19 protein-coding genes are annotated in these 23,588 nt (G+C 64.4%); 11 read left to right on the top strand and 8 right to left on the bottom strand.

Annotated elements, in window-relative coordinates; genetic code table 11:
- Positions 1–616 precede the first annotated feature (616 nt).
- From AC04MD_RS15545 to AC04MD_RS15580, 8 genes are all read right to left on the bottom strand, one after another.
- Positions 617–1,309: a hypothetical protein gene (locus AC04MD_RS15545; protein ID WP_475498196.1), complete on the bottom strand. Its 693-nt coding sequence runs from the start codon at positions 1,307–1,309 to the stop codon at positions 617–619.
- Between the two features lie 59 nt (positions 1,310–1,368).
- Positions 1,369–1,866, bottom strand: a complete 498-nt coding sequence (locus tag AC04MD_RS15550; RefSeq protein WP_475498197.1) for a hypothetical protein — start codon at positions 1,864–1,866, stop codon at positions 1,369–1,371.
- A 937-nt stretch (positions 1,867–2,803) separates the two neighbouring features.
- On the bottom strand, positions 2,804–3,028 hold the full coding sequence (locus AC04MD_RS15555; RefSeq protein ID WP_475498198.1) for a hypothetical protein: 225 nt from the start codon (positions 3,026–3,028) through the stop codon (positions 2,804–2,806).
- A gap of 664 nt (positions 3,029–3,692) precedes the next feature.
- Entirely contained in the window at positions 3,693–4,046 is a 354-nt protein-coding gene (locus tag AC04MD_RS15560) for an energy transducer TonB (RefSeq protein ID WP_475498199.1), read from the bottom strand.
- A gap of 62 nt (positions 4,047–4,108) precedes the next feature.
- Positions 4,109–4,402, bottom strand: a complete 294-nt coding sequence (locus AC04MD_RS15565; RefSeq protein ID WP_475498200.1) for a hypothetical protein — start codon at positions 4,400–4,402, stop codon at positions 4,109–4,111.
- A gap of 57 nt (positions 4,403–4,459) precedes the next feature.
- Positions 4,460–4,906 (bottom strand): hypothetical protein, encoded by a 447-nt coding sequence (locus AC04MD_RS15570; RefSeq protein WP_475498201.1) that lies wholly within the window; start codon positions 4,904–4,906, stop codon positions 4,460–4,462.
- A gap of 456 nt (positions 4,907–5,362) precedes the next feature.
- Positions 5,363–5,764, bottom strand: coding sequence for a hypothetical protein (locus AC04MD_RS15575; protein ID WP_475498202.1), 402 nt, complete (start codon positions 5,762–5,764; stop codon positions 5,363–5,365).
- A 595-nt stretch (positions 5,765–6,359) separates the two neighbouring features.
- A complete protein-coding gene (locus tag AC04MD_RS15580) occupies positions 6,360–7,163 on the bottom strand; it encodes a suppressor of fused domain protein (protein WP_475498203.1) in 804 nt (267 codons plus the stop codon).
- Positions 7,164–7,349: 186 nt separating this feature from the next.
- Between AC04MD_RS15580 and AC04MD_RS15585 the strand changes: the two genes are divergently transcribed.
- The 11 genes from AC04MD_RS15585 (at position 7,350) to AC04MD_RS15635 (ending at position 23,510) form a co-directional block, all read left to right on the top strand.
- The gene (locus tag AC04MD_RS15585; protein ID WP_475498204.1) at positions 7,350–8,357 is read left to right on the top strand and encodes an integron integrase; all 1,008 of its coding nucleotides are present in this window, start codon (positions 7,350–7,352) and stop codon (positions 8,355–8,357) included.
- Between the two features lie 113 nt (positions 8,358–8,470).
- Positions 8,471–9,250, top strand: coding sequence for a flagellar brake protein (locus AC04MD_RS15590; protein ID WP_475498205.1), 780 nt, complete (start codon positions 8,471–8,473; stop codon positions 9,248–9,250).
- A gap of 160 nt (positions 9,251–9,410) precedes the next feature.
- A complete protein-coding gene (locus AC04MD_RS15595) occupies positions 9,411–12,113 on the top strand; it encodes a methyl-accepting chemotaxis protein (protein WP_475498206.1) in 2,703 nt (900 codons plus the stop codon).
- Positions 12,114–12,211: 98 nt separating this feature from the next.
- Positions 12,212–12,700, top strand: coding sequence for a chemotaxis protein CheW (locus AC04MD_RS15600; protein WP_162337321.1), 489 nt, complete (start codon positions 12,212–12,214; stop codon positions 12,698–12,700).
- 211 nt (positions 12,701–12,911) lie between these two features.
- Positions 12,912–15,167 (top strand): methyl-accepting chemotaxis protein, encoded by a 2,256-nt coding sequence (locus tag AC04MD_RS15605; RefSeq protein ID WP_475498207.1) that lies wholly within the window; start codon positions 12,912–12,914, stop codon positions 15,165–15,167.
- Between the two features lie 164 nt (positions 15,168–15,331).
- Complete coding sequence (locus tag AC04MD_RS15610; RefSeq protein WP_475498208.1) at positions 15,332–17,941, top strand: EAL domain-containing protein; 2,610 nt, start codon at positions 15,332–15,334, stop codon at positions 17,939–17,941.
- Positions 17,942–18,108: 167 nt separating this feature from the next.
- A complete protein-coding gene (locus tag AC04MD_RS15615; protein ID WP_475498209.1) occupies positions 18,109–18,513 on the top strand; it encodes a hypothetical protein in 405 nt (134 codons plus the stop codon).
- Between the two features lie 92 nt (positions 18,514–18,605).
- Positions 18,606–20,834: a methyl-accepting chemotaxis protein gene (locus tag AC04MD_RS15620; RefSeq protein WP_475498210.1), complete on the top strand. Its 2,229-nt coding sequence runs from the start codon at positions 18,606–18,608 to the stop codon at positions 20,832–20,834.
- Between the two features lie 98 nt (positions 20,835–20,932).
- The gene (locus AC04MD_RS15625; RefSeq protein WP_475498211.1) at positions 20,933–21,844 is read left to right on the top strand and encodes a CheR family methyltransferase; all 912 of its coding nucleotides are present in this window, start codon (positions 20,933–20,935) and stop codon (positions 21,842–21,844) included.
- Positions 21,841–22,443: a chemoreceptor glutamine deamidase CheD gene (gene cheD / locus AC04MD_RS15630; RefSeq protein WP_475498212.1), complete on the top strand. Its 603-nt coding sequence runs from the start codon at positions 21,841–21,843 to the stop codon at positions 22,441–22,443. The genes AC04MD_RS15625 and cheD overlap by 4 nt, the downstream gene beginning before the upstream one ends.
- Positions 22,443–23,510 carry a protein-glutamate methylesterase/protein-glutamine glutaminase gene (locus AC04MD_RS15635; protein WP_475498213.1) on the top strand — a complete coding sequence of 356 codons (1,068 nt, stop codon included), beginning with the start codon at positions 22,443–22,445 and terminating at the stop codon, positions 23,508–23,510. Before cheD ends, AC04MD_RS15635 begins: the two co-directional genes overlap by 1 nt.
- The last annotated feature ends 78 nt before the right edge of the window (positions 23,511–23,588 follow it).

Here is a 23,588-nt window from a genome sequence, read left to right on the forward strand (position 1 = left end):
CATCCCCTCATAGTCATAGGGTCTGTAGATGGCTGCGACGATCTCTGACTCTGATGCCAGAAATCTTTCTCGAGTCGCCTCGAGAATATGATCAAAGGCAGCGCTACTCATTGATGCGCCGCTACCGTCGGACACCAAGACTGCTCCAGCCATCATCAGCCGCCTAACACCAGAATTAAGCCGACCCGCGAAGCGGGTTCGGCTTGAATGAACTGTTAGGCTGCACCCGCGACCCGCAAATGAATGAACTCACCTTGTTGCTTGTCTCGGATTGCAGCCTCCACCACATCTTGTCCATCCCCCTCAAGCATTAGGCCCACACCCCATCCCGGGGGAATAACCGAAACCGACTTGCGATAAATGATTGCGTCGACTAGGCGAAGGCTAATTGGGGTTGACCATAGCTCAGTACGCTTACCAGCACCGAGTACGCCCTCATGGCGAATTTTAACGAGCAGTGTGAAAAGCGTCCCAACCGGAACTTCGTCGGCATTGTTTGTGCCGACGATGACTCCCCGAGTCTCGATACGATCTAGAAAGATATCCCGCGTCTTCATGTGCGGCCTAACGCCTGAATTAAGCCGACCCGCGAAGCGGGTTCGGCTTGAATGAATTGTTAGGCTGCACCCGGGGTGAGCCCAAGTTGGTGAGACCAACCATGCCTCTGGTTGCGGAGCAAGGTGTCGAAGTACCAGATGAAGACTGACGCAGCATCCTGGAAGGTCCCCTCGCTCGGAGTAGCCGATTTTCCGGTGAGGATGGATGTCGACTCCTCTAGCCAAGGACTGGTGTCATCAGCTGCGAGTCCCAAGCGTACAGCAGCTTGCTCAATCTCAGCTGGGATGGGGGTATCGGGCCACTCACAATTCATCTCAAGTAAGTATCCGAGATACTCGGGTATCACTAAATCGGGGAGAGTGCGGCCAGTTGTCTTGTCTTGCCGCAGGTTACGGAGGGCGTCCCTGAATGGCTTGAGCGAGACAGCTTGGCCCGGCGGGTCCGTTAGGCTCGGGTCGCGCAGCGCGTCCCGCGCTTGCTGTATCCAGTAATTCCGGTCGTGCCGCCCATCTCGTTGCACAAGGTGTGAGGCCGCATAGTCCGCGGCAGCCTCGTCGCTAGGAAACAGTGGTGTAAGAACGCGATCCGAAGTGAAATTGTAAGCAAAGAAGTACTGCTTACCATCAACAGAGATTGGTTCTAACCCGCCGACTCTCATTGTTCCCTCCGGAAATCCATCGACATCCGAGTCGCAGCCCAAGGTTGCTGAGATCATGACAGTAAGAATGGCTAGTCTTGCGATGATCTTCATGTGCAGCCTAACACCTGAATTAAGCCGAGCCGCGAAGCGGCTTCGGCTTGAATGAATTGTTAGACCGCACTCAGGGTGCTCAGTGCGGGATTGAACGCATTAAAGTGCTGAAATATGGTCAGCTCGTAGCGCTTGTTGCGCAAGGTGCGCCAAAAGGCCTCAATCTGATCAGGATCATAAGCCCCTCCTTGAGCGATCGAATCGAGTGCTGCAAGGAATACTTTCTCAGTTTGGGTGGCCTTAGCTTTAGGAAGCTTCCCTTGCTGGGGAATACGCAGGATCTCGCAGATGCGGTACACAAATGCGCTATCAAATGTGGCCCAGTTCTTCCTATCGATAGGAAGCGAGGCGAACGCTCTCGCAGTTGAGATATCACCGATTGCCAAAGCCAGCAGTAAGTATTTGGGTTGAGGCAGTGTGCGGATGGATGTGCCAAAAGCCTCAAATCTGGCCAACTCGTTGCGAAGAAGTGCTTCAATTTCTGGGCGATAGCCGGGATCGCCGTTAGCTAATAAGTATGAGGCTAGTGCTTCGTGCCCGTGGGACCGTGACGCCATTGCGACTTCCGGCTTTGTGTCTCGCAGGGTCTGTGCGTCGTCAAAGCTGTGACGGGCGGATGCTTGCAGATGCTCAAATGATCGCATGCGGGCTAACACCAGAATTAAGCCGACCCGCGAAGTGGGTTCGGCTTGAATGAATTGTTAGGGCGCATACCGAGGAGCGTCCAAGATATGGTCTGCGTAGAGTCGCTCAAGCTCGTACATGCGGTCCTCTACTGGCCCAAACATCAAGTCTGACTTGCTGATGCCGAAGGAGGGGCGATATGAGCCTGCCAAAGTGCCGGCATTGGCCCGGTTGAGCCACTCCCGAACGTTACGAAGCGCAATCTCGGCGTTGAAGTAGCGTGAGTCGCCTGTGCTTACGGCAACCTCCAGCTCCTGTACGACCTCAGTCGCCAATGCTCTAAACCGCTCGATTGCGATGTTCTGTCTCATGCGCCCTAACGCCTGAATTAAGCCGACCCGCGAAGCGGGTTCGGCTTGAATGAATTGTTAGGTGGCCAGAAATATAAGAAGCCACAAACGAGACCAGCTATACCGCCCGGGACTATGGCTATCTGAAGTCCCTCACTCAGAGATTGTGCGGTATAGGGTGTAGGCGCCAAGAACAGTGATGCGGCTAGCGTCCCGATCACGCCGCACACTGGCGCACCCAGATACCGAGGCAATCTGTAGCGCATCGTCCACGCAATCAGCCCGGTAAGCAAAGCTGGTATCAAGCCAAATACAGAGGCAAACAAGGCCATCGCTAACAATAGAGAAGGTCTGAAGGTAAGACCCGCCGGGTCTTGGATTGCGACGCAAGCCAGCCCAATGAGTGGGCCAACAAGCCCGAATACGAGAAGAGTTCTTAGCAGGCTCGAAATCATGCTGTTTGGCCGCCTAACACCAGAATTAAGCCGACCCGCGAAGCGGGTTCGGCTTGAATGAACTGTTAGGTGCCATTGGCGCCACCGAAGCGGTTGTAGAAGCCCACCGCCACCAATGCTACGACCAACGCTATGACACCCACACCCTCGATGTCCAAATCTGCATTGAGAATCTTGCGGCGCCAAGATGGAACAAGCAGGCATGGTGAAACAACGGCTAGGCCGGCAGCCAGGCTGGCTAAGCCAAGCCAGAAGTTGAACTGCCAATGTCCCCATAGCTCACTGAGCATCTGATATGGCACCTAACGCCTGAATTAAGCCGACCCGCGAAGCGGGTTCGGCTTGAATGAATTGTTAGACCTTATGCGGCTTTGGCACATAGCCAGCGCGTAGAAGGCGGATAGGTACAGCAGTGCAAAAGTACGTAAGTACCGCAACCGCTAGAAGAATGATCTGCCAAATCACAGCACCACTTGGCACTGGCGCAGCTTGGTAGACAAGCACAACCGAGATGACAGAGGCGATGAGCCAAACCAAGGCCCAGCCACCGACTAGGCTAAGGCGCTCGGAAGTCACGGGCCAACTATGTTTGACACTCAGGCCTAAGCATAGCTCGTGGCAACCCATAAATAGGATCGTTAGAGCGCCGGCGGACAGCTCTGGACTGCGAAATATTTGCTCCCAGCCCCCGCGTGCCATTGAGATAGCGCTGTAAATCAGCACAGGGAGTAGCGCGCCGAGAACTCTAAGCCATGCATCGATGATGGCGCCCCGATAGGTTGAGCCAAGCCGTCGCCCAACTTGCATGACACTCAGAACGAAGGCGAGCACGATGCTTGCGACCGTGGCCACAATGAACCATGAGAAGAGATCAGAGCTGGTCATAAGGTCTAACACCTGAGTTAAGCCGACCCGCGAAGCGGGTTCGGCTTGAATGAATTGTTAGGCACCACCCTATGGGAGTGCCACCTTAACGACGACCTTGCCCGGAACTGGAGCACCATTGCATGACGCAGGCTCAAATGTGGAGTAGCGGACAGCGTACATGGCGGCACGATCGAGAGTTTCGGCTCCGCTGGAGCGAACGACTTTTGCCTCAGCCAGGTACCCGCTACCACCCTGAACTCCCACTAGCACCTCTATGCTCGTCTCTCCACGAAGGCCAAGCTGCTTTGCCTGAGACATGTCTCCCGCGGTTGCGAGCTGCATAAGCCGCGCGTCCGATGAAGTGCTGCAGCCATCGCCGGCAGTACCGCAGCCGGTGCATGCTGGCAGAAATGTCACGAGAATCAGTTGCCACATATGCATGATGTGGTGCCTAACGCCTGAATTAAGCCGAGCCGCGAAGCGGCTTCGGCTTGAATGAATTGTTAGGCATCTTGCCAGGGCTCTCCAAGCGCCTCTGCGCGACGCTTGAGCACAGCATTGCCTGCGGCGTGGATGTCTTGGAACTGTAGCTGCGTTGAGACTTTTGGCTTAGATGGATGGGCTGGGCCCACCTCAAACATAGTGCCGGGAACGTACTCCTCCCCGTACTCCTCGAAATCATAGTCCTCGCACTCGCGGATCGTGACCGATTGGGCTTCCCCGCCCGGAACGAGAAACGAAAAGGAAACTGCCTTGTCACGAGCAAGCATTTCGACGAGCTGATTGAGCTGATCCATGATGCCTAACACCGGAATTAAGCCGACCCGCGAAGCGGGTTCGGCTTGAATGAATTGTTAGGCCTCAGTGCACGGGAACACATTCGGCTCGCTCCTTACAGAGACAGGCTCGAAGAACATTACCTGACTCGGGAATTCATCAAAACTATCAATTGTGTACGGAAAGTACATTCGACGGGAATATCCCGGAGCTTCCAGGTGAATGCACAACGCGTCAGGGAATGGTGAATCAAACTCTTCGGGAACGTAGTCATTTGAGGCGATTGCCACTGCCACAATCGCGCCTTGGCTGGCTAGCGCGGCGAACGCGCCTGCGAGAAATTCGCTGGCATCAGCGGCGCCTTCGTGATCGGATGCCTGCGGAGTACAGAAGACTTGTATGGCTCCGGTCGATTCCAAGACGAGCCCAAAAGGTTGGAAATCGCCTAAGTTGCCAAGCGATTTTGCTGCTAAGTCATGGCAGTGCTTCACGAGCTCATAGAGATGGTCCTGCAGGATCGCCATGTGGTCCTTCATGAGGCCTAACACCAGAATTAAGCCGACCCGCGAAGCGGGTTCGGCTTGAATGAATTGTTAGGCCTCACAGCCGGTGAATCTCGACTAGAGGCCTTTGAGCGAAAGGTTGCTATCGCCCGGGCCAATTGCCACCGCTCCATCGGTCGAGGAGTGCGTAAGCCTCTAACTCTGGAACTTCATCATCCTGAGGATCGAAGTCGCCTTTGAGCCAAAGATCGAACAATGGGCGTACATCTGCGTCCTCAGCCGACCATGTGCCGTCCTGTTTTGCACGCTGAATAACTCCATCGTAGAAACGCATCCCTCCAATGGTCGAACGGAATACTTCCCGCGGGGTGCCAGTCGCGTAGTCCACAACGAAGTAGAAGTAAGCAGCCATTTTCCAGTGAGGCCTAACACCAGAATTAAGCCGACCCGCGAAGCGGGTTCGGCTTGAATGAACTGTTAGGGCTCAACGGTGACATCTGCGAATCCTGCGGCACGAAGTACATCCGTCACCTTGCCAACAATAGGGTCACTAGCAGAAATCTTGTTTTTGCCCAAGAGCTTCTGTGTGAACGTGCGAGATCGCTCAAGCATGACATGCCACTCTCCGTAGTTGGGGCGACTAGGATCCTCGTCTGAGTTGCCGGCCACGCACATAAGGTAGGAGACGCCTTGGTAGCCAGCCTGATTAGCCCACCCGAAATCCTCCATACAGATTACATCAGCATCGATGCCAGCCTCCGAGAGCGCAGAGACAAGCCACTTGGAGAAGTCCTCGCCAAAGCAGCAGTCGTTAATGAACTCAGAGCCGACTACGGAGAGGTTGAAGCGATCAGTTTTGCAAGTGATATCGATGATCATGAGGCCCTCCCCTTGAGCCCTAACACCAGAATTAAGCCGAGCCGCGAAGCGGCTTCGGCTTGAATGAATTGTTAGGCCGCGGCCCGTGTGAGCCGAGCGCCTCAATGACAGCCGCACCAATTGATTGAGCGCCGCAATCAAGGCTAATCGAGCGCTGCAATCCCGGTACGGGGTGAAAACCGTTGCTGTCACCTGAAGTGCCGCCGTTCTGATGCGGCTCTAGCAAGTACCCGACCTTACTGCGCGTGATGGTTACTAATGCAGCGCCCGACAGAAATGAACGTTCCGAGCGGACACCCGCTGCGGCGAGTCTTGGCATAGCTGCGGCGCGCCAGTCCGTTGGGTGGGGAACAGCATCCGAGGATGCGGCCAGTGCCGAGAGAGCAGCGTTGCCTACAGTGGTAGCGTCTGCGTCTAACGGCAGTGGCAAGAATGGCTCGCAGGATACCCATACACCGGCCGTCGTCTTTGAGTCGGCGTGAACGAGAAGCCGGTCTTTGAGTTTGTAGATGCTGGCAATCTGCATGAGCGGCCTAACACCAGAATTAAGCCGACCCGCGAAGCGGGTTCGGCTTGAATGAACTGTTAGCCCCCGTCACTTTACGACTGAGCCGCGGTTGCGGACGCTGAATTGCCCGACCCCATTGGCAATTAACTTGTCGAGAAGCGCTTCACGGCCGTGCTCCATGGACCAACGCATTTCCTCGTCAGTGATCACGGTTGCAACCAGTAGTTCCATTTTTCCGTTCGGGAGGTTTGACCCAGTCGGCAACGGTTGGTGCGCCTTTGCGATCAGCAAATTTACGCTTTCATTCTCAGCAACTTGGACGCCATCGATGGTGAGTCCGCCGTACCTATTGACCCTGTCGAGAAGGCCTGCGTCATTGAGAATTTCCGCATTGGCAGTCCACTGAAGAATCCAAAGAGGCCACTCCGCATTCTCGCGGCTCAATACGATCATCTCGTAGCCGTATCCGGCAGCCCCAGGGGCAGCCCCAGCTTTGGCTTTGGCTTGAAGGGTACCGCTGGTCTTTATGACTCTGCCAAGATCATCCGTCTCTGTTGAAACGTCAGAAATTGTTGTGCTTGCAGGCATGTCTGGATTTGTAAAGCCAAAAGTCGTATAGACCCAAGCATCATCACCAATCTTTCTTGCAGGAATTACGTAAAGGCCGCCACCCGGCCAAATACCAAGCATGTGGCCGATTTTAAGAATGTCCTCGGGGAGCTGGCCAATGTGCCCGACGAAATAATCCTCACGTGCGGAATAGACTCGTTGCCAATACGCGTCTGCTTGATCGTCTTGCGCTTGAGCTGCAGTAGCGGTACTCGCAGTCGCGGTTGTACTGGCAGCGATCCACGGTAGTACGGACATGAGCTTTTTCCAGAATCCGGTCATCGGAGATAAGTCCTTAGGGGCTAACTACGATTAGACCCCGAAGTGGGGTGTAGCGTGGATTCTGCTGAGGAGTTCGGAGACCTGTCAATCAGGGTTTTTCTCAGGACCGACAAGGTGTTGCGGCGATGCCGATGGCGCCACCCTGGTGCGAGGCTGGCCGCGTTATCCGGTGCCGAGACCTGATTAATGCGAGACGATCCTTCTCATGCAGTCATAAGCAACGCGCCGTCGGGGACGCCGCGGCCGAGACTGTTGGACGAAGTTCGGCGTCGGATGCGGGTGAAACGCTACAGCCTGCGTACCGAACAGGCGTACCTGTACTGGATACGCCGCTATATCCGCGCCTGCGCGCCGCGCCATCCCCGCGAATTGGGCGGCGTGGCGGTGGAGCACTTCCTCAGCCAGTTGGCACAGCGCGACCATGTCGCCGCCAGCACGCAGAACCAGGCGCTCGCCGCCCTCCTGTTCCTGTACCGCGAGGTGATGGCGCTGGAGCTTCCCTGGATGGACAACGTGGTCAGGGCCAAGCGCGCACCCCGCCTCCCGGTGGTGCTGTCCCGCGCGGAGACGGCCAACCTGCTGGGCGCCCTGTCCGGGCGCGACGCGCTGATGGCCGGCCTGCTCTACGGCAGCGGACTTCGCCTGATGGAGTGCCTGCGATTGCGCATCAAGGACGTCGACCTGGGCCGCAACGAGATCACCGTGCGCGCGGGCAAGGGCGACAAGGATCGCAAGACGGTGCTGCCGGCGAGCCTGAAACCCATATTGCAGGCGCAGATGGAGATGGTGCGCGTGCAGCACGCCCAGGATCTCCAGGCCGGCTTCGGTGCGGTCGCCCTGCCCGACGCCCTGGCCCGGAAGTACCGGCAGGCCGAGACGCAGCTTGGCTGGCAATACGTCTTCCCGGCGGCGCGGCGGGCGACGGACCCGCGCGATGGACGGCAGAAGCGGCATCATCTGGACGAGAGCGTCCTGCAGCGTGCCATCCGGGCGGCGGCCCGGCATGTCCACCTCGTCAAACCGGTCAGCCCCCACACGCTCAGGCACTGCTTTGCGACACACCTGATCGAGTCGGGCACGGACATCCGCACGGTGCAGGAATTGCTGGGCCACAAGGATGTCGGTACCACACAGATCTATACGCATGTATTGAACCGGGGCGCGCTGGGGGTCGTCAGCCCGCTCGACCGCTGAACCTTCGCCCGGGTGGCCGGCCGGCCTGCCGTGATGCCCGCCGGCTAAAGATGATGTGACGCACGCCGATACAGCCTGTGACGCCTTCCCTGCCCGACGTTCTCCCGCCCCGCATGACCGAGCCCAGCGACGCCCCACTGGCCGATGCCGTCAGGTACGACGACGAAGAAAAGTACCTGGTGCATGGCGAGTACGCGATCCGCCAGATCCTGCAGTCGCTGATCGACAAGCGGGCGCTGGTCAGCGGCTGCGCGCTGCCGCGCAACCATACCTTCCCGACCTCGGTGGTCGAAGTGCTCGACGACGGGGACGGTGTGCTGATCGACGGCAGCGCGGCGGAATCGATCAACCGCAGCATCGAGGAAGCCACCCACGTCACCTGCGTGTCGCGGCTGGAACGGATCCACGTGCAGTTCAAGCTGTACGACCTGCAGCGGGTGCAGAAGGACGGCCAGGTCGCCTTCCGCGCTGCGTTGCCGGAGAGCGTCCTGCGCCTGCAGCGTCGCGAGTTCTATCGCCTGCAGGTACCGGTGACGCAACCGATGGAGTGCGCGATCCCGACCCGTCATCCCGACGGCGAGACCACGTACCGCAACTACCGCGTGCTGGACATCAGCGGTGGCGGCATCGCGCTGGCCGTGCAGGCCGAAGAGCCGACGCTGCAGCCGTACAAGGAGTTCCCCGGCTCCCTGCTCCACCTGCCGGACAGCGGTCCGCTGAGCGTGCGCCTGATGGTCAAGAGCCTGCACCGCCAGCTCAACCAGAACGGCAGCGAAAGCTGGCGCGCCGGCTGCCAGTTCACCGACATGCCGCGTGGCGGCGACGCGCTGATCCAGCGCTACATCTTCCGCCTGGAGCGCCAGCGCAGCGCCCGCGAACGCGGCGCAGCGTGACCGGCGTCTCCGTTCCGGTCGCCGCCCGTCGGCATCCGGTCACCGACGCTCAATGACGCCGTCACGGCGCCGATACGGCTCGTAACACGACTGCAATACAGGACGCCGTCCTCCGGCGCATCCCCACTGCAGACGTCGCCACTCTGCATACGAGGCCACCATGTCATCCGCGTCCACCCGCTTTTCTTCCCGCAGCATCGCTACCCGCGTGATGTACGGCACGGCCGTCGTCGCCCTTCTGGCCTTCGGCGTCGCTGCGGCCGCCAGCTACCTGCGCAGCAGCCAGTCCTTGCTGGCCGGCGCGCGTACCACGATGGAGGGACTGGCCAGCCTGGAAGCCCAGCGCATTGCCGGCGAGCTGACGGGCGCGTTCGATACCAATGAGGCCCTCGCCAGCGCACTGCTCGCGCAACGCGCGGGCGACGGCCTGAGCCGCGCGGCGGCCAGCGCCATCTTCAAGCGCCAGCTGGAAACGCATCCGGAGTGGGTCGGCGTCGGCACCCTGTGGGAGCCGGACGCGTTCGACGGCAAGGATGCGGACTTCGTCGGCGCCGAAGGCCACGACGACACCGGCCGCTTCATGAGCTACTGGGCGTGGAGCGACGGCACCCCGCTGCAGGAAGCCCTGCGCGATTACGAAGTGGCTGGCGCCGGCGACTGGTACCTGCGGCCGCGCGAACTCAAGCGCGCCGTGGTCGCCGAGCCTTACGTCTACCAGATCGCCGGCAAGGACGTGCTGATGACGACGCTGTCCACGCCGGTGCTGGATGGCGACCGCTACCTCGGCGTCATGACCGTCGACTTCGCCCTGCAGTCGCTGCAGGAGCGCATCGCCAAACTGACGCCGATGGGCGCGGGCTTCGTGCGCCTGCTGACGCCGGCCGGCGTGGTCATCGCCGACCAGGACGCCGCCTCGGTCGGCAAGCCCTATGCGGGCGACCAGGCCGCCGAGGTGATCAAGCGGATCGCCAGCGGCGAACCGGTGTTCCGCGAAGCCACCAATGCCGCCGGCGACGCCGTGATGGAGGCCTATGTGCCGCTGCAGATCGGCGACGCGCAGGAGCGCTTCGCGCTCGGCGTGGTCGTGCCGCGCGCGGTCCTGATGCAGGAGGCCCGCGCCGTGCTGTGGACGGTGGTGGCGGTCGGTGCGCTGGGCGCTGCCCTGCTCTGCGGCGCGGTGTTCTGGCTGCTGCGCCGCCAGGTCGCGAAGCCGCTGGCCGGCGCCGTGCGCGTGGCCGACGACATCGCCCGCGGCAAGCTCGACAGCGAGATCGACGCCAGCGGCGGCGACGAGATCGGCACGCTGATGAAGGCCATGCGCAGCATGCAGGCCAACCTGCGCGAGCGCATCGAACGCGACGCCGTGGTGGCGAAGGAAAGCCTGCGTATCCGCACCGCCCTGGAAGACGTCACCACCAACGTGATGATCGCCGACGCCGACCGCACCATCGTCTACGCCAACCAGCCGCTGATGAAGATGCTGGCCGACGTCGAACAGGACCTGCGCCGCGACCTGCCCGCCTTCGACGTGCGTACCGTGGTGGGCAGCAGCATCGACATCTTCTACAAGAAGCCCGAGCACCAGGCGCGCATGCTCGCGCAGCTGCAGGGCACGCACCGCGCGCAGATCAGCGTGGGCGGCCGCATCATGCAGCTGATCATCAGCCCGGTCACCGATGGCGAGGGTCAGCGCATCGGATACGTGGTGGAGTGGGCCGATCGCACCAACGAGGTGATGGTCGAACAGGAGGTGACCCGCATCGTGCAGGCTGCCGTGCAGGGCGACCTGACCGGCCGCATCGCCGAGACCGGCAAGCAGGGCTTCCTGCTGGGGCTCTCCCAACAGGTCAACGGCTTGCTGGGGACGATCGCCGGCAGCGTGGACGCCGTCTCCGGCGTGCTGCAGGCGCTGTCCAAGGGCGACCTGACCGCGCGGATGGACGGCGATTTCCATGGCGTGTTCGCCAGGATGCGCGACGACGCCAACGCCACGGTGGCGCAGCTGACCGACATCGTCGGTCGCATCCAGGACGCCTCCGGCTCCATCAATACCGCCGCCGGCGAAATCGCCGCCGGCAACAACGACCTCTCGCGCCGCACCGAGCAGCAGGCCGCCAACCTGGAAGAGACCGCCGCCTCGATGGAGGAACTGACCTCCACCGTGCGCCAGAACGCCGAATCGGCTCGCCAGGCCAACCAGCTCGCCATCGGTGCGGCCTCGGTCGCCTCGCAGGGCGGCGACGTGGTCGGCAAGGTCGTCACCACGATGACCGACATCGAACAGTCGTCGAAGAAGATCGCCGAGATCATCTCGGTCATCGACGGCATCGCCTTCCAGACCAACATCCTGGCGCTCAACGCCGCAGTGGAAGCCGCGCGTGCCGGCGAACAGGGCCGTGGCTTTGCGGTCGTTGCCTCCGAAGTGCGCACGCTGGCCCAGCGCTCGGCCAATGCGGCCAAGGAGATCAAGGGCCTGATCGAGAATTCGGTGGACAAGGTCGCCGACGGCTCGGCGCTGGTGCACCAGGCCGGCGCGACCATGGCCGAGATCGTGGCGTCGGTGCAGCGCGTGACCGACATCATGGCCGAGATCTCCGCCGCCTCGCAGGAACAGAGCGCCGGCATCGAGCAGGTCAACCAGACCATCACCCAGATGGACGAAACCACCCAGCAGAACGCCGCGCTGGTGGAGGAAGCCACCGCCGCCGCCCGTTCGATGGAAGAGCAGGCGCAGGCGTTGGCCGATGCCGTCTCGACCTTCCGGCTGGATGGCCATGGCAGCGTGGCGCGGCTGGTGCAGGAGCGCGTCACCCGCATCGCCGCCGGCGGCGCTCCGCGCGTGTCCGAACCGCACGCCTGCTGACCCCGCTAAAGAAACCCCGCCCGGGGCCGATCTAGGCCTTGACCGGTTCCGCCCCGGGAACCCCGACATCCTTACCGGCTGCCACAGGAGCCCTACCAATGAGCGACAAGAAGACCCAGGCTGCGGCGAGCGCCGACGAGTTCCTCAGCTTCACCCTGGGAGACGAGCACTACGGCGTGGACATCCTGAAGGTCCAGGAAATCCGCGGCTACGATTCGGTCACCCGCCTGCCGGATGCGCCGGACTACATCAAGGGCGTGATCAACCTGCGCGGCACCATCGTGCCGGTGATCGACCTGCGCCTGAAACTGCGCCTGAAGGAAGCCCGCTACGACGCCTTCACCGTGATGATCGTCCTGAACGTGGAAGACCGCGTGGTCGGCATCGTCGTGGACAGCGTGTCGGACGTGCTGGCGCTTAACGCCGAGCAGATCCGCCCCACCCCCGAATTCGGCGCCAGCGTCGACACCCGCTTCATCTCGGGCATCGGCACGGTGGACGAGCGCATGCTGATCCTGCTCGACATCGAGACCCTGATCGACAGCGCCGACCTCGGCCAGCCGCTGCCGGAACAGGTCGCCGCCTGATCCTCCGCCGGCCATGCCGGCACCGTGATGTTCCCCGGAGACCGCGGACCGCGAGGCCCGCGGTCTTCGCGTTTTCCGTCACGCCGCAGGGCATGGCGCATCGCCACCCGGGGTGTCGGATCACTGAAATTCCTGGTGCGTCGGCCGATAACGGAGAGAGGACGCACCGCCCGTCCATTCCCGCGCCTCACCCCTGTCGTCCGAGACCGCCATGTCGTTCATCGCCAAGATCGCTGCCCCGCTGTCCTCCCTGCCGCTGAAGCGCCGCTTCATGATCCAGACCGTCCTGGTCGCGGTCGGTGTCGTCGCGCTCGCCGTCATCGCTGCGCGCATGCAGTACCTGGATCTCAACGCCACGCGACAGGACGGACTCCAGGCACAGACCGAGATGGCGATGGGCGTGATCGAGGGTTATGCGCAGCAGGCCAAGGCCGGCACGCTGGACGAAGCCGATGCGAAGGCACGCGCCCTCGCCACGCTGGCCACGATGCAGGCCAACAAGGGGGTGGACTACTTCTTCGTCACCGACGAAGCGCCGATCATGCTGATGCACCCGACGCGCCCCGACCTGGTCGGCAAGCCGCTGGACGATGTGCTGAGCCCAGACGGCAAGCGCATCTTCCCCGAGTTCGTGCGTGTCGCGAAGGCCGGCGGCGGCCACGTGGACTACAGCTGGGCCAAGGCCGGCGAAGAAGATCCCGTGCCGAAGACCTCCTACGCCGCGCTCTACCAGCCCTGGGGCTGGGTGATCGGCACCGGCGTCTACCTCGACGACACCCAGGCGCAGGCGTTGCAGTTCACCTTCATCATGACCCTGGTAGGCGGCTTGCTGGTGCTGCTGAGCATGGCGGTCAGCTGGGTCATCGGCCAGTCCGTGCTGGAACCGGTCGCGCGCGCCCTGCGCGCGATCACGGGCGTCTCCCGCGGCGACCTGAGCGTGCGCACCGGACACCATGGCGGCGACGAAGTCGGCCAGATGCTCAAGGCCACTGACGAGATGGTGCACATGCTGGAGCGCTTCTCGCACGAGACGCGCGACATGATCCGCCTGCATGCCGCCGAGGACATCGGCCACCGCATGCCGGAGGACTTCCCGGGCATCTACGGCGAACTGGCGGGCGGCATCAATACGATGATGTTCGAACACCTGGACGCGTTCCGCGATGCCATCGGCATCCTGCAACGCTATGCCGACGGCGACCTGAGCCGGGACGCACGCCGGCTGCCGGGCAGCCGCGCGTTCCTGCACGAGGCGATGGACGCGGCCAAGCAGAGCCTGCTGGCCATCAATGGCGAGATCAAACACCTGGCGCAGGCCGCAGCGGCCGGCGACTTCAGCGTGCGCGGCGACGAGGCCGGCTTCCGCCACGACTTCCTGCAGATGGTGCGGGGCCTCAACGCGATGATGGCGACCAGCGACCGCAACCTCGCACAGCTCTCCGCACTGCTGCGGGCGATCGCCGATGGCGACCTCACCAATCGCATGGACGGCGATTTCCATGGCGTGTTCGCCACCATGCGCGACGACGCCAATGCCACCGTGGCGCAGCTGACCGACATCGTCCGCCGCATCCAGGACGCCTCCGGCTCCATCAACACCGCCGCCGGCGAGATTGCCTCCGGTAATCACGACCTGTCGCGCCGCACCGAGCAGCAGGCCGCCAACCTGGAAGAGACCGCGGCCTCGATGGAGGAACTGACCTCCACCGTGCGCCAGAACGCCGAGTCCGCCCGCCAGGCCAACCAGCTCGCCATCGGCGCGGCCTCGGTCGCCTCGCAGGGCGGCGACGTGGTCGGCAAGGTCGTCACCACGATGACCGACATCGAACAGTCGTCGAAGAAGATCGCCGAGATCATCTCGGTCATCGACGGCATCGCCTTCCAGACCAACATCCTGGCGCTCAACGCTGCGGTGGAAGCCGCGCGTGCCGGCGAACAGGGTCGCGGCTTCGCCGTGGTCGCCTCGGAAGTGCGCACGCTGGCCCAGCGCAGCGCGAACGCGGCCAAGGAGATCAAGGGCCTGATCGAGAATTCGGTGGACAAGGTCGCCGACGGCTCGGCGCTGGTGCACCAGGCCGGCGCGACGATGGCCGAGATCGTGGCGTCGGTGCAGCGCGTGACCGACATCATGGCCGAGATTTCCGCCGCTTCGCAGGAACAGAGCGCCGGCATCGAGCAGGTCAACCAGACCATCACCCAGATGGACGAAACCACCCAGCAGAACGCCGCGCTGGTGGAGGAAGCCACCGCCGCCGCCCGTTCGATGGAAGAACAGGCGCAGGCACTGACCGCGTCGGTGTCGGTGTTCAAGCTGCAGGCGACGGCCAGTGCGCCGGTGCGCAAGGCAATCGCTGCTGCGGCCGTGGTCACGCCCAAGCCGGCCACCAAGGCCAAGGCCACGGCCCGCAAGCCGGCCGCACGCACGCCTGACCCGGTCCTGGCCGACGGTGACTGGCAGGAGTTCTGAGGATCCGGACCCGTTTGGCACCCACCCCGTGACCGCGTTCAAGTAATCCCGATCGCGGCCGATACGTCACCAGAAGGCCCTCCTCCCACGCCCCCGATGACCGTCGCACCCACCGCCCACGACGACGCCAGCCACCCGATGCGCGTGCACCGCAAGGAGGCTGCATGCTGCGCCGCACGCTGAATGCGCTGACGCCGCTTCGCGATGCGCAGGCGCCGGTCGAACCGGCGCAGGACAGCCTCTGGCACGTGCTGGAGCAGTCCGTCGACGCCGCGTTCGTCATCGACAGCCGCCATCGCGTGGTGCTGTTCAATCCGGCGGCGGAAGCGCTGTGGCGGTGCCGCCGAGAAGACGTCCACGGCCTGCCGTTCACCCGCCTGCTGGCGGACGCGCAGGCTGGCGGCGCCGCCGACGCGACCCTGGCCACTCTGATGGGCAGCCACCGCGACGCCACGCTGCTGCGCCAGGACGGCAGCGAGAGCGCATGCTCGGTATCGATGTCGAAGGTGGTGGTCGGCGAACACGTCTTCCATACGGCGTTCGTCCGCGACACCAGCGACCAGCAGCGGCAACTGGCGCGGTTGCGCCAGCTGTCCATCGTCGTCGACAGCAGCGACAACGCGATCTTCATCAGCTCGGCCGACCGCGAGGTCGTCTACGTCAACAGCGGTTTCACCCGCATGCTGGGCTACCGGCTGGAGGAGCTGCGCGGCATCAAGCCGGCGGACCTGCTGTCCGGTCCGCACACCGACGGTTCGCTGGACGAACGCATCAGCCGCGCGCTGGCGGCCGGTGAAGGCCTGCAGACCGAGGTTCTGCTGTACACCAAGGCCGGTCGCCCCCTGTGGCTGTCCGCCGCGATCAATCCCGTCCACGACGAGGACGGCTCGCTGCTCGGTCTGGTCAGCGTGCTCAGCGACATCACCCGCACCAAGATGCACCAGGTGCTGCACAACAAGGTGCTGGACGCGCTGGTGCACGAGTGGAACGTCGCCGACGTGATGACGCTGATCTGCCGCGAGGTGGAGCACATCGCGCCGGAACTGACGGTCTCCATCATCACGGTCGACAATGAGGGGCTGATGCATGCCCTCGCCTCGCCCAGCCTGCCGGAAGCCTGGGCGCGCAAGATCAACGGACTGCCGATCGGTCCGCGCGCCGGCGTCAGCGGCGTGGCCGCCTGGCGCGGCCGTGCCGTGCTGGTGAAGGACATCGCCAGCGATCCGCTGTGCGCCAACACCCGCCACCTGACCACGCCGCTGGGCCTGCGTGCGTGCTGGACGCACCCGATCAAGTCCAGCAGCGGCCGCGTGCTGGGCACGCTGTCGTTCTACTACCGCGAGAACCGCGGGCCGGACGAACTGCACGAACGCCTGGCCGATACCTGCCTGCACCTGTGCTCGCTGACGCTGGAACGCGAGCAGACCAACGAGCGCGTGCACCAGCTGGCGTTCTACGACACCCTGACCGGCCTGCCGAACCGCATCATGTTCAGCGCCAAGGCCGAGCAGGCGCTGGCCAACGTCGCCCAGGCCAACAGCACGGCCGCCGTGCTGTTCATCGACCTGGACCGCTTCAAACGGGTGAACGACGCGCAAGGCCACGCCGCCGGCGACGGCCTGCTGCGCGATGTCGCCGCGCGCCTCAGCGAGGAACTGGGCGGCATCAACATCGTCGGCCGCCAGGCCGGCGACGAATTCGTCGCGGTGCTGCCGATGTGCAGCACCGAACAGGCCGGCAGCATGGCCGAGCGCCTGCTGGGCGCGATCGCCGCGCCGACGGCCGCCGGCCTGATGACCCTGCATCCCAGCGCCAGCATCGGCGTGGCGATGTTCCCCGACGACGGCCGCGACATCGATCTGCTGGTGCGGCATGCCGACATGGCCATGTACCGCGCCAAGACCGATGGCGGCGCCGGCTTCCGCTTCTTCAGCGTCGACATGAACCGCCTGGCGCAGGAACGCGTGTCGCTGGAAACCGCGCTGCGCGATGCGCTGCGGCTGGACCAGCTCGACCTGCACTACCAGCCGCAGGTCGGCGGCAACGACGAGCTGGAACTGTATGGCGTGGAGGCGCTGCTGCGCTGGAACCACGCCGACCTCGGCGTGATCCCGCCGTCACGCTTCGTGCCGGTCGCCGAGGAATGCGGCCTGATCGCCGACCTCAGCCTGTGGGTACTGCGCCAGGCCTGTGCGCAGATGGCCGACTGGCGCCGGCGCGGCATCGACATCCCGCGCGTGTCGGTCAACGTGTCCGCGATCAACTTCCGCGATCCGCAGCTGTCGCTGCAGATCTCCGACCTGCTGGACGAGCATGGCCTGGTCCCCGAGGACCTGACGCTGGAGATCACCGAAAGCGTCATGCTCGATCCCGATCCGGACGTGCTCGAGAACATCGAGGCGATCTACGTGCTGGGCGTGCGCCTGTCGCTGGACGACTTCGGCACCGGCTACTCGAGCCTCAGCCACCTGCACCGCCTGCCGATCAGCGAACTCAAGCTGGACCAGAGCTTCGTGCGCGACATCGACACCAGCGCCATCGCGCGCACGCTGACGTCGTCGGTGCTGCGCATCGGCGAAAGCCTGGGCATGAAGGTGGTCGCCGAGGGCGTGGAAACCGAGTCGCAGCACCGCTTCCTCACCGAGCAGCGCTTCCCCGTGCTGCAGGGCTACCTGTTCTCCCAGCCGCTGCCGCCGGGGCCGCTGGAGCAGTGGCTGCAGACCCAGGGCTATGCGGCCGTGCGCGACCCCGGCGCGGCGCGCATTCCCGCCTGAGCGTCGCCCGGCGTCCGGCATCGCGGCATGACGAACTGTGATGCATCTCCCAATCGTGGACACCGACGCATCACGGCCCGGCTGCCGCCTCAAGTTTGATCCGGACGGGCCGATCTCTGGCGGTGAGTCCTTCTCACATTTTCCCTGCCCCTTTCGGAGCCACTGGCATGAAGATCGCATCCGTCCTGACCCTGTCCATCGCCGTCGTCGGCGCCGCCCTGCTGATGCCCGCCGCACCGGCGAGCAGCCAGTCGCAGATCGACAACGCGATCCCGGCCGACATGGCGCCGCGTTTCACCGGCAAGGCCGGCACCGTCTGCGGCAAGGTGGGCAAGGCCCGCTTCGCCGAGAACACCGAAGGCACGCCGACCTTCCTGTACATGGGCGGCAACTTCCCGCGCCACACCTTCACCGCGCGCATCCCGGGCGACGCCCGCGCCAAGTTCAAGCCTGCGCCGGAAGAGCTGGAGGGCAAGGACGTGTGCGTGATCGGCACCATCGAGCGCGACCAGTCGCGCGCCGAGATCGTCGTCAACTCGCCGTCCAACCTGAAGCTGGCCACGATCCGTTGATCTGGTTCGCGGGCAGGGCGCCACGCCCTGCCCGTTCCGGTCGCACCTGAGAGCGGCGCGTCGCGCGCCACGGTTTAAGGAAAAAGAATCCCATGCAGCGGATCAAGAACTTCAAACTGACGACGAAGATGATGCTCGCCTTCGGCGTCGTGCTGGCCCTGATGCTGGTCCAGGGCATCGCGGCCTTCGTCGGCCTGAACTCGTTGAACGGCGCCACCACGCGGGTCACCGGCAACGTGGTCCCCAGCGTCAAGGCCGCCGGCGACCTGCAGAGCCTGCTGGGTGAATACCGCACCACGTCCTATCGGCAGCACGTGCGCGCCAGCGAGGCCGCCAAGGCGGAAGCAAAGAAGCTCGCCGCCGAGACCGAGAAGCGGATCGAGCAGGCCAGCAAGGACTACGTCAAGCTCATCAGCGACGCCGAAGAGAAGAAGGCGTACGACACCTTCGTCAAGGAATGGACGGCCGCGCGGCAGTCCTACGCGGACGTCCAGGAGATGCTCGACCTGGGCCTGCCGGACGATGCCGTGGATACGTTCATCGGCACGACCCGCGACCAGCACCGCAAGGCCCTGGCCGCCCTGACGACCCTGATCAGCGTGGTTGACAAGCAGGCCAAGACGGCCAGCGCCAGCGCCAGCAGCACCTACACCGCGTCCAGCACGCTGATGATCATCATGCTGGTGGTAAGCATCGTCGGCGGCTTGGCCCTGGCGTGGTTCTTCGCCCGTGCCATCGCCAATGCCGTCGGCGAAGCCGTGCGCGTGGCCAACGATGTGTCCGCCGGCAAGCTCGACGGCAAGATCGACACCAGCCGCTCCGACGAGGTCGGCCAGCTGCTGCTCGCCATGCAGCGCATGCAGACCCAGGTGCAGTCGGTCATCGCCGCGCAGAGCCAGATGGCCGCGCGCCACGACGAAGGCCAGATCAGCTACCGCATGGACGACAGCGCGTTCCCCGGCGAGTACGGCCGCATGGTGCGCGACACCAACGCCCTGGTCGCCTCGCACCTGCAGGCCATCGGCGATGCGCTGAAGATCATGCAGCGCTACTCGGTCGGCGACCTGAGCCTGGACATGCCCAAGCTGCCCGGCGAAAAGGCCAACCTCACCGAAACCATGGACGCCACCAAGGCCAACCTGTCGTCCATCAACGGCGAGATCAAGCGTCTGGCCATGGCCGCTTCGTCCGGTGATTTCAGCCAGCGCGGCGACGTGGACAAGTACCAGTTCGACTTCCGCGACATGATCGACGGCCTGAACCAGCTGATGGAGACGACCGACGGCAATCTCGCCGAGGTGTCCGAACTGCTGCAGGCGATCGCCCGCGGCGACCTGACCGCCCGCATGGAAGGCGACTTCCACGGCGTGTTCGCCACCATGCGCGACGACGCCAACGCGACCGTCGCCCAGCTGACCGACATCGTCGGCCGCATCCAGGACGCATCCGGTTCCATCAATACCGCCGCCGGCGAGATCGCCTCGGGCAATGCCGACCTGTCGCGCCGCACCGAGCAGCAGGCGGCCAACCTGGAAGAGACCGCCGCCTCCATGGAGGAACTGACCTCCACCGTGCGCCAGAACGCCGAATCCGCCCGCCAGGCCAACCAGTTGTCGATCGGTGCCGCCGGCGTGGCGTCGCAGGGTGGCGAGGTGGTCGGCAAGGTCGTGACGACGATGCGCGACATCGAGCATTCGTCGAAGAAGATCGCCGACATCATTTCGGTCATCGACGGCATCGCCTTCCAGACCAATATCCTCGCGTTGAACGCGGCGGTGGAAGCGGCGCGTGCCGGTGAACAGGGCCGTGGCTTTGCGGTGGTGGCGAGCGAAGTGCGTACCCTCGCCCAGCGCTCTGCCAATGCGGCCAAGGAGATCAAGGGACTGATCGAGACCTCGGTCGACAAGGTCGCCGACGGTTCCAAGCTGGTCAACCAGGCCGGCACGACCATGGCCGAGATCGTGGCCAGCGTGCAGCGCGTGACCGACATCATGGCCGAGATCTCGGCCGCCTCGCAGGAACAGAGCGCTGGCATCGAACAGGTCAACCAGACCATCACCCAGATGGACGAGACCACGCAGCAGAACGCCGCGCTGGTCGAGGAAGCGTCCGCTGCCGCCCGTTCGATGGAAGAACAGGCGCAGGCGCTCAGCGAGTCGGTCGCGGTGTTCAAGCTGCATGCCCACGCGACACCGGCCGTCGCCGCCAAGCCCGCCAAGGCCGCGCCGGCGGTCGCTCCGGCCAGGCCGGTCGCGCGCGTGACCGCAAAGCCCGCGCTGGAACCGGCCCTGGCCGACGGCGACGACTGGCAGGAGTTCTGAGGCACGCGGCTTGCATCAGTCCGCCCGGATCGATGCGCCGTCCTGCCGACGGTGCATCGGTCGAGTACTCCATCAATAGCCGCTCTTTCGAGACGCCCATGTCCGTCAGTACCCGCTCCATCGCCCCGGCGACCACGACACGACGGACCGCTGCCCTGCCCGCCGGCGATGACATTCCGTCGCCGGGCACGCGCGATTTCGAGTTCGACGACCGCGACTTCCGCCGCGTCGCCGAGCTGATCCGCCAGCGCGCCGGCATCGCCCTGGCCGACGGCAAGCGCGACATGGTCTACGGCCGGCTCTCGCGGCGCCTGCGCGCGCTCGGCCTGCGCAGTTTCAAGGACTACCTGGACCGGCTGGAGCGCGACGGTGGCGACGAGTGGCAGGCGTTCACCAATGCACTGACCACCAATCTCACCTCGTTCTTCCGCGAGCCGCATCATTTCGAGCGCCTGCAGGAAGAACTGGCCAAGCGCCGCCACGACGGACCGCTGAAGATCTGGTCCTGCGCCGCGTCCACCGGCGAGGAACCCTATTCGATCGCCATCTCCGCGTGCGAGGCGTACGGCACGCTGACCCCGCCGGTGCGCATCCTGGCCACCGACGTCGACACGCAGGTGCTGGCCACCGGCGAGCGCGGCGTGTACCCGGTCGAGCGCATCGCCGGCCTGGACGACGCCCTGAAGCGCCGCTATTTCCAGCGCGGCAGCGGGCCCAACGAGGGCAAGTGCCGCGTGCACCCGGCGCTGCGCCAGCTGATGGAGTTCCGCCCGCTCAACCTGCTGGCGCCGCGCTACGAGGTGGCCGGCCCGTTCGTGGCGATGTTCTGCCGCAACGTGATGATCTATTTCGACAAGCCGACCCAGCGCGGCATCCTCACCCGCCTGGTGCCGCACCTGGCCGACGACGGCATGCTGTACACCGGTCACTCGGAAAACTACCTGCACGCGGCGGACATCATCCAGCCCTGCGGCCGCACGCTGTACCGCCGCGCCAAGGGCACCGCATGAGCGCCGCCGCGGCCGCCTTCGCCGATGGCAGCGTGCTGCGCTACCACGACATCCGCTTCAAGACCGAAGCGGCCAAGCTGCTGCCCACGCAATACCTGGTGGTGGACGACCACACCGCGCTGGTCACCGTGCTGGGCTCGTGCGTGGCCGCCTGCATCCGCGACCCGCTGCTGAAACTGGGCGGCATGAACCACTTCCTGCTGCCCGACGGCAACGTCGGCGACGGTGCGCCCGCGCGCTACGGCAGCTACGCGATGGAGCTGCTGATCAACGACCTGCTCAAGCGCGGCGCCGCGCGCAGCCGGCTGCAGGCCAAGGTGTTCGGCGGCGCCAACGTGCTGAAGGGCTTCACCAGCAATCCCGTCGGTACGCGCAACGCCGAGTTCGTCCGCCGCTACCTGGAGGCCGAGCGCATCCCGGTGGTGGCCGAGGACCTGCGCGGCATCCATCCGCGCAAGGTCTGGTACTTCCCCGAAACCGGCCGCGCGGTCGTGCAGCGCCTGCCGCACGCCCACGATGCCGAAGTGCTGGCCGCCGAGTCCGCGGCCCGCGCCCGCCTGTCCAAGGCCCCCGTCACCGGCGGCGTGGAGCTGTTCTGATGAGTACGACCCCTTGCCGTGTGCTGATCGTCGACGACTCGGCGGTGGTGCGCCAGATCCTGACCGAAATCCTGTCGCGCGACCCCGGCATCGAGGTCGTCGGTTCCGCCGCCGATCCGCTGCTGGCGCGCGACAAGATCAAGCGCCTGAATCCCGACGTGATGACGCTGGACGTGGAGATGCCGCGCATGGACGGCCTGGCGTTCCTGGAGAACGTCATGCGGCTGCGGCCGATGCCGGTGGTGATGATCTCCTCGCTGACCGAGCGCGGCGCCGACACCACGCTGCAGGCGCTGGCGCTGGGGGCGGTGGACTTCGTCTCCAAGCCCAAGCTCGATGTCGCCAGCGGCTTGCAGGCGTATTCCGATGAAATCGTCGCCAAGGTCAAGACGGCGGCGAAAGCGCGCGTGCGCCCGCTGGCGCGTACGGGTGCGCCGCGCGTCGGCCTGGACACGGCCCTGCCCGCGCCGCCCGCCCTGCGCTTCCGCACCACCGACCGGCTGATCGCCATCGGCGCCTCCGCCGGCGGCACCGAAGCCCTGCGCGTGGTGCTGGAGCAGATGCCCGCCGACGCACCCGCGATCGTGCTGACCCAGCATATTCCCGCCGGTTTCAGCCGCGCTTTCGCCGAACGGCTGGACCGCCACTCGGCCATGGCCGTGCGCGAGGCCAGCGATGGCGAGGCCATCCTGCCCGGCCATGCCTACCTGCCGCCCGGCGGCCAGCACATGCGGATCATCCGCGACGGCGCGCGCTGGCGGGCCCGCATCGACGACGGCCCGGCGGTGAACCGCCACAAGCCGGCGGTCGACGTGCTGTTCCGCTCGGTCGCGCAGAGCGCCGGCGGCAACGCGGTCGGCGCCATCCTCACCGGCATGGGCGACGACGGCGCGCGGGGCCTGCTGGAGATGAGCCGGGCCGGCGCGCCCACGCTGGTGCAGGACGAAGCGACCAGCGTGGTCTGGGGCATGCCCGGCGCCGCCATGCGCCTGGGCGCGGCCAAGGAAGCCCTGCCGCTGGAACGCATCGCCCAGCGCCTGCTCGACCTGGCGGCGGCGATCGCCTGAGCACCGATCCTGCGGAAGCGACTGTAGGAGCGACGTAAGTCGCGACCGCACGCCTACCGGCTCACCGATGTCCGGTGC

Source organism: Pseudoxanthomonas sp. LjRoot206, assembly GCF_056175725.1.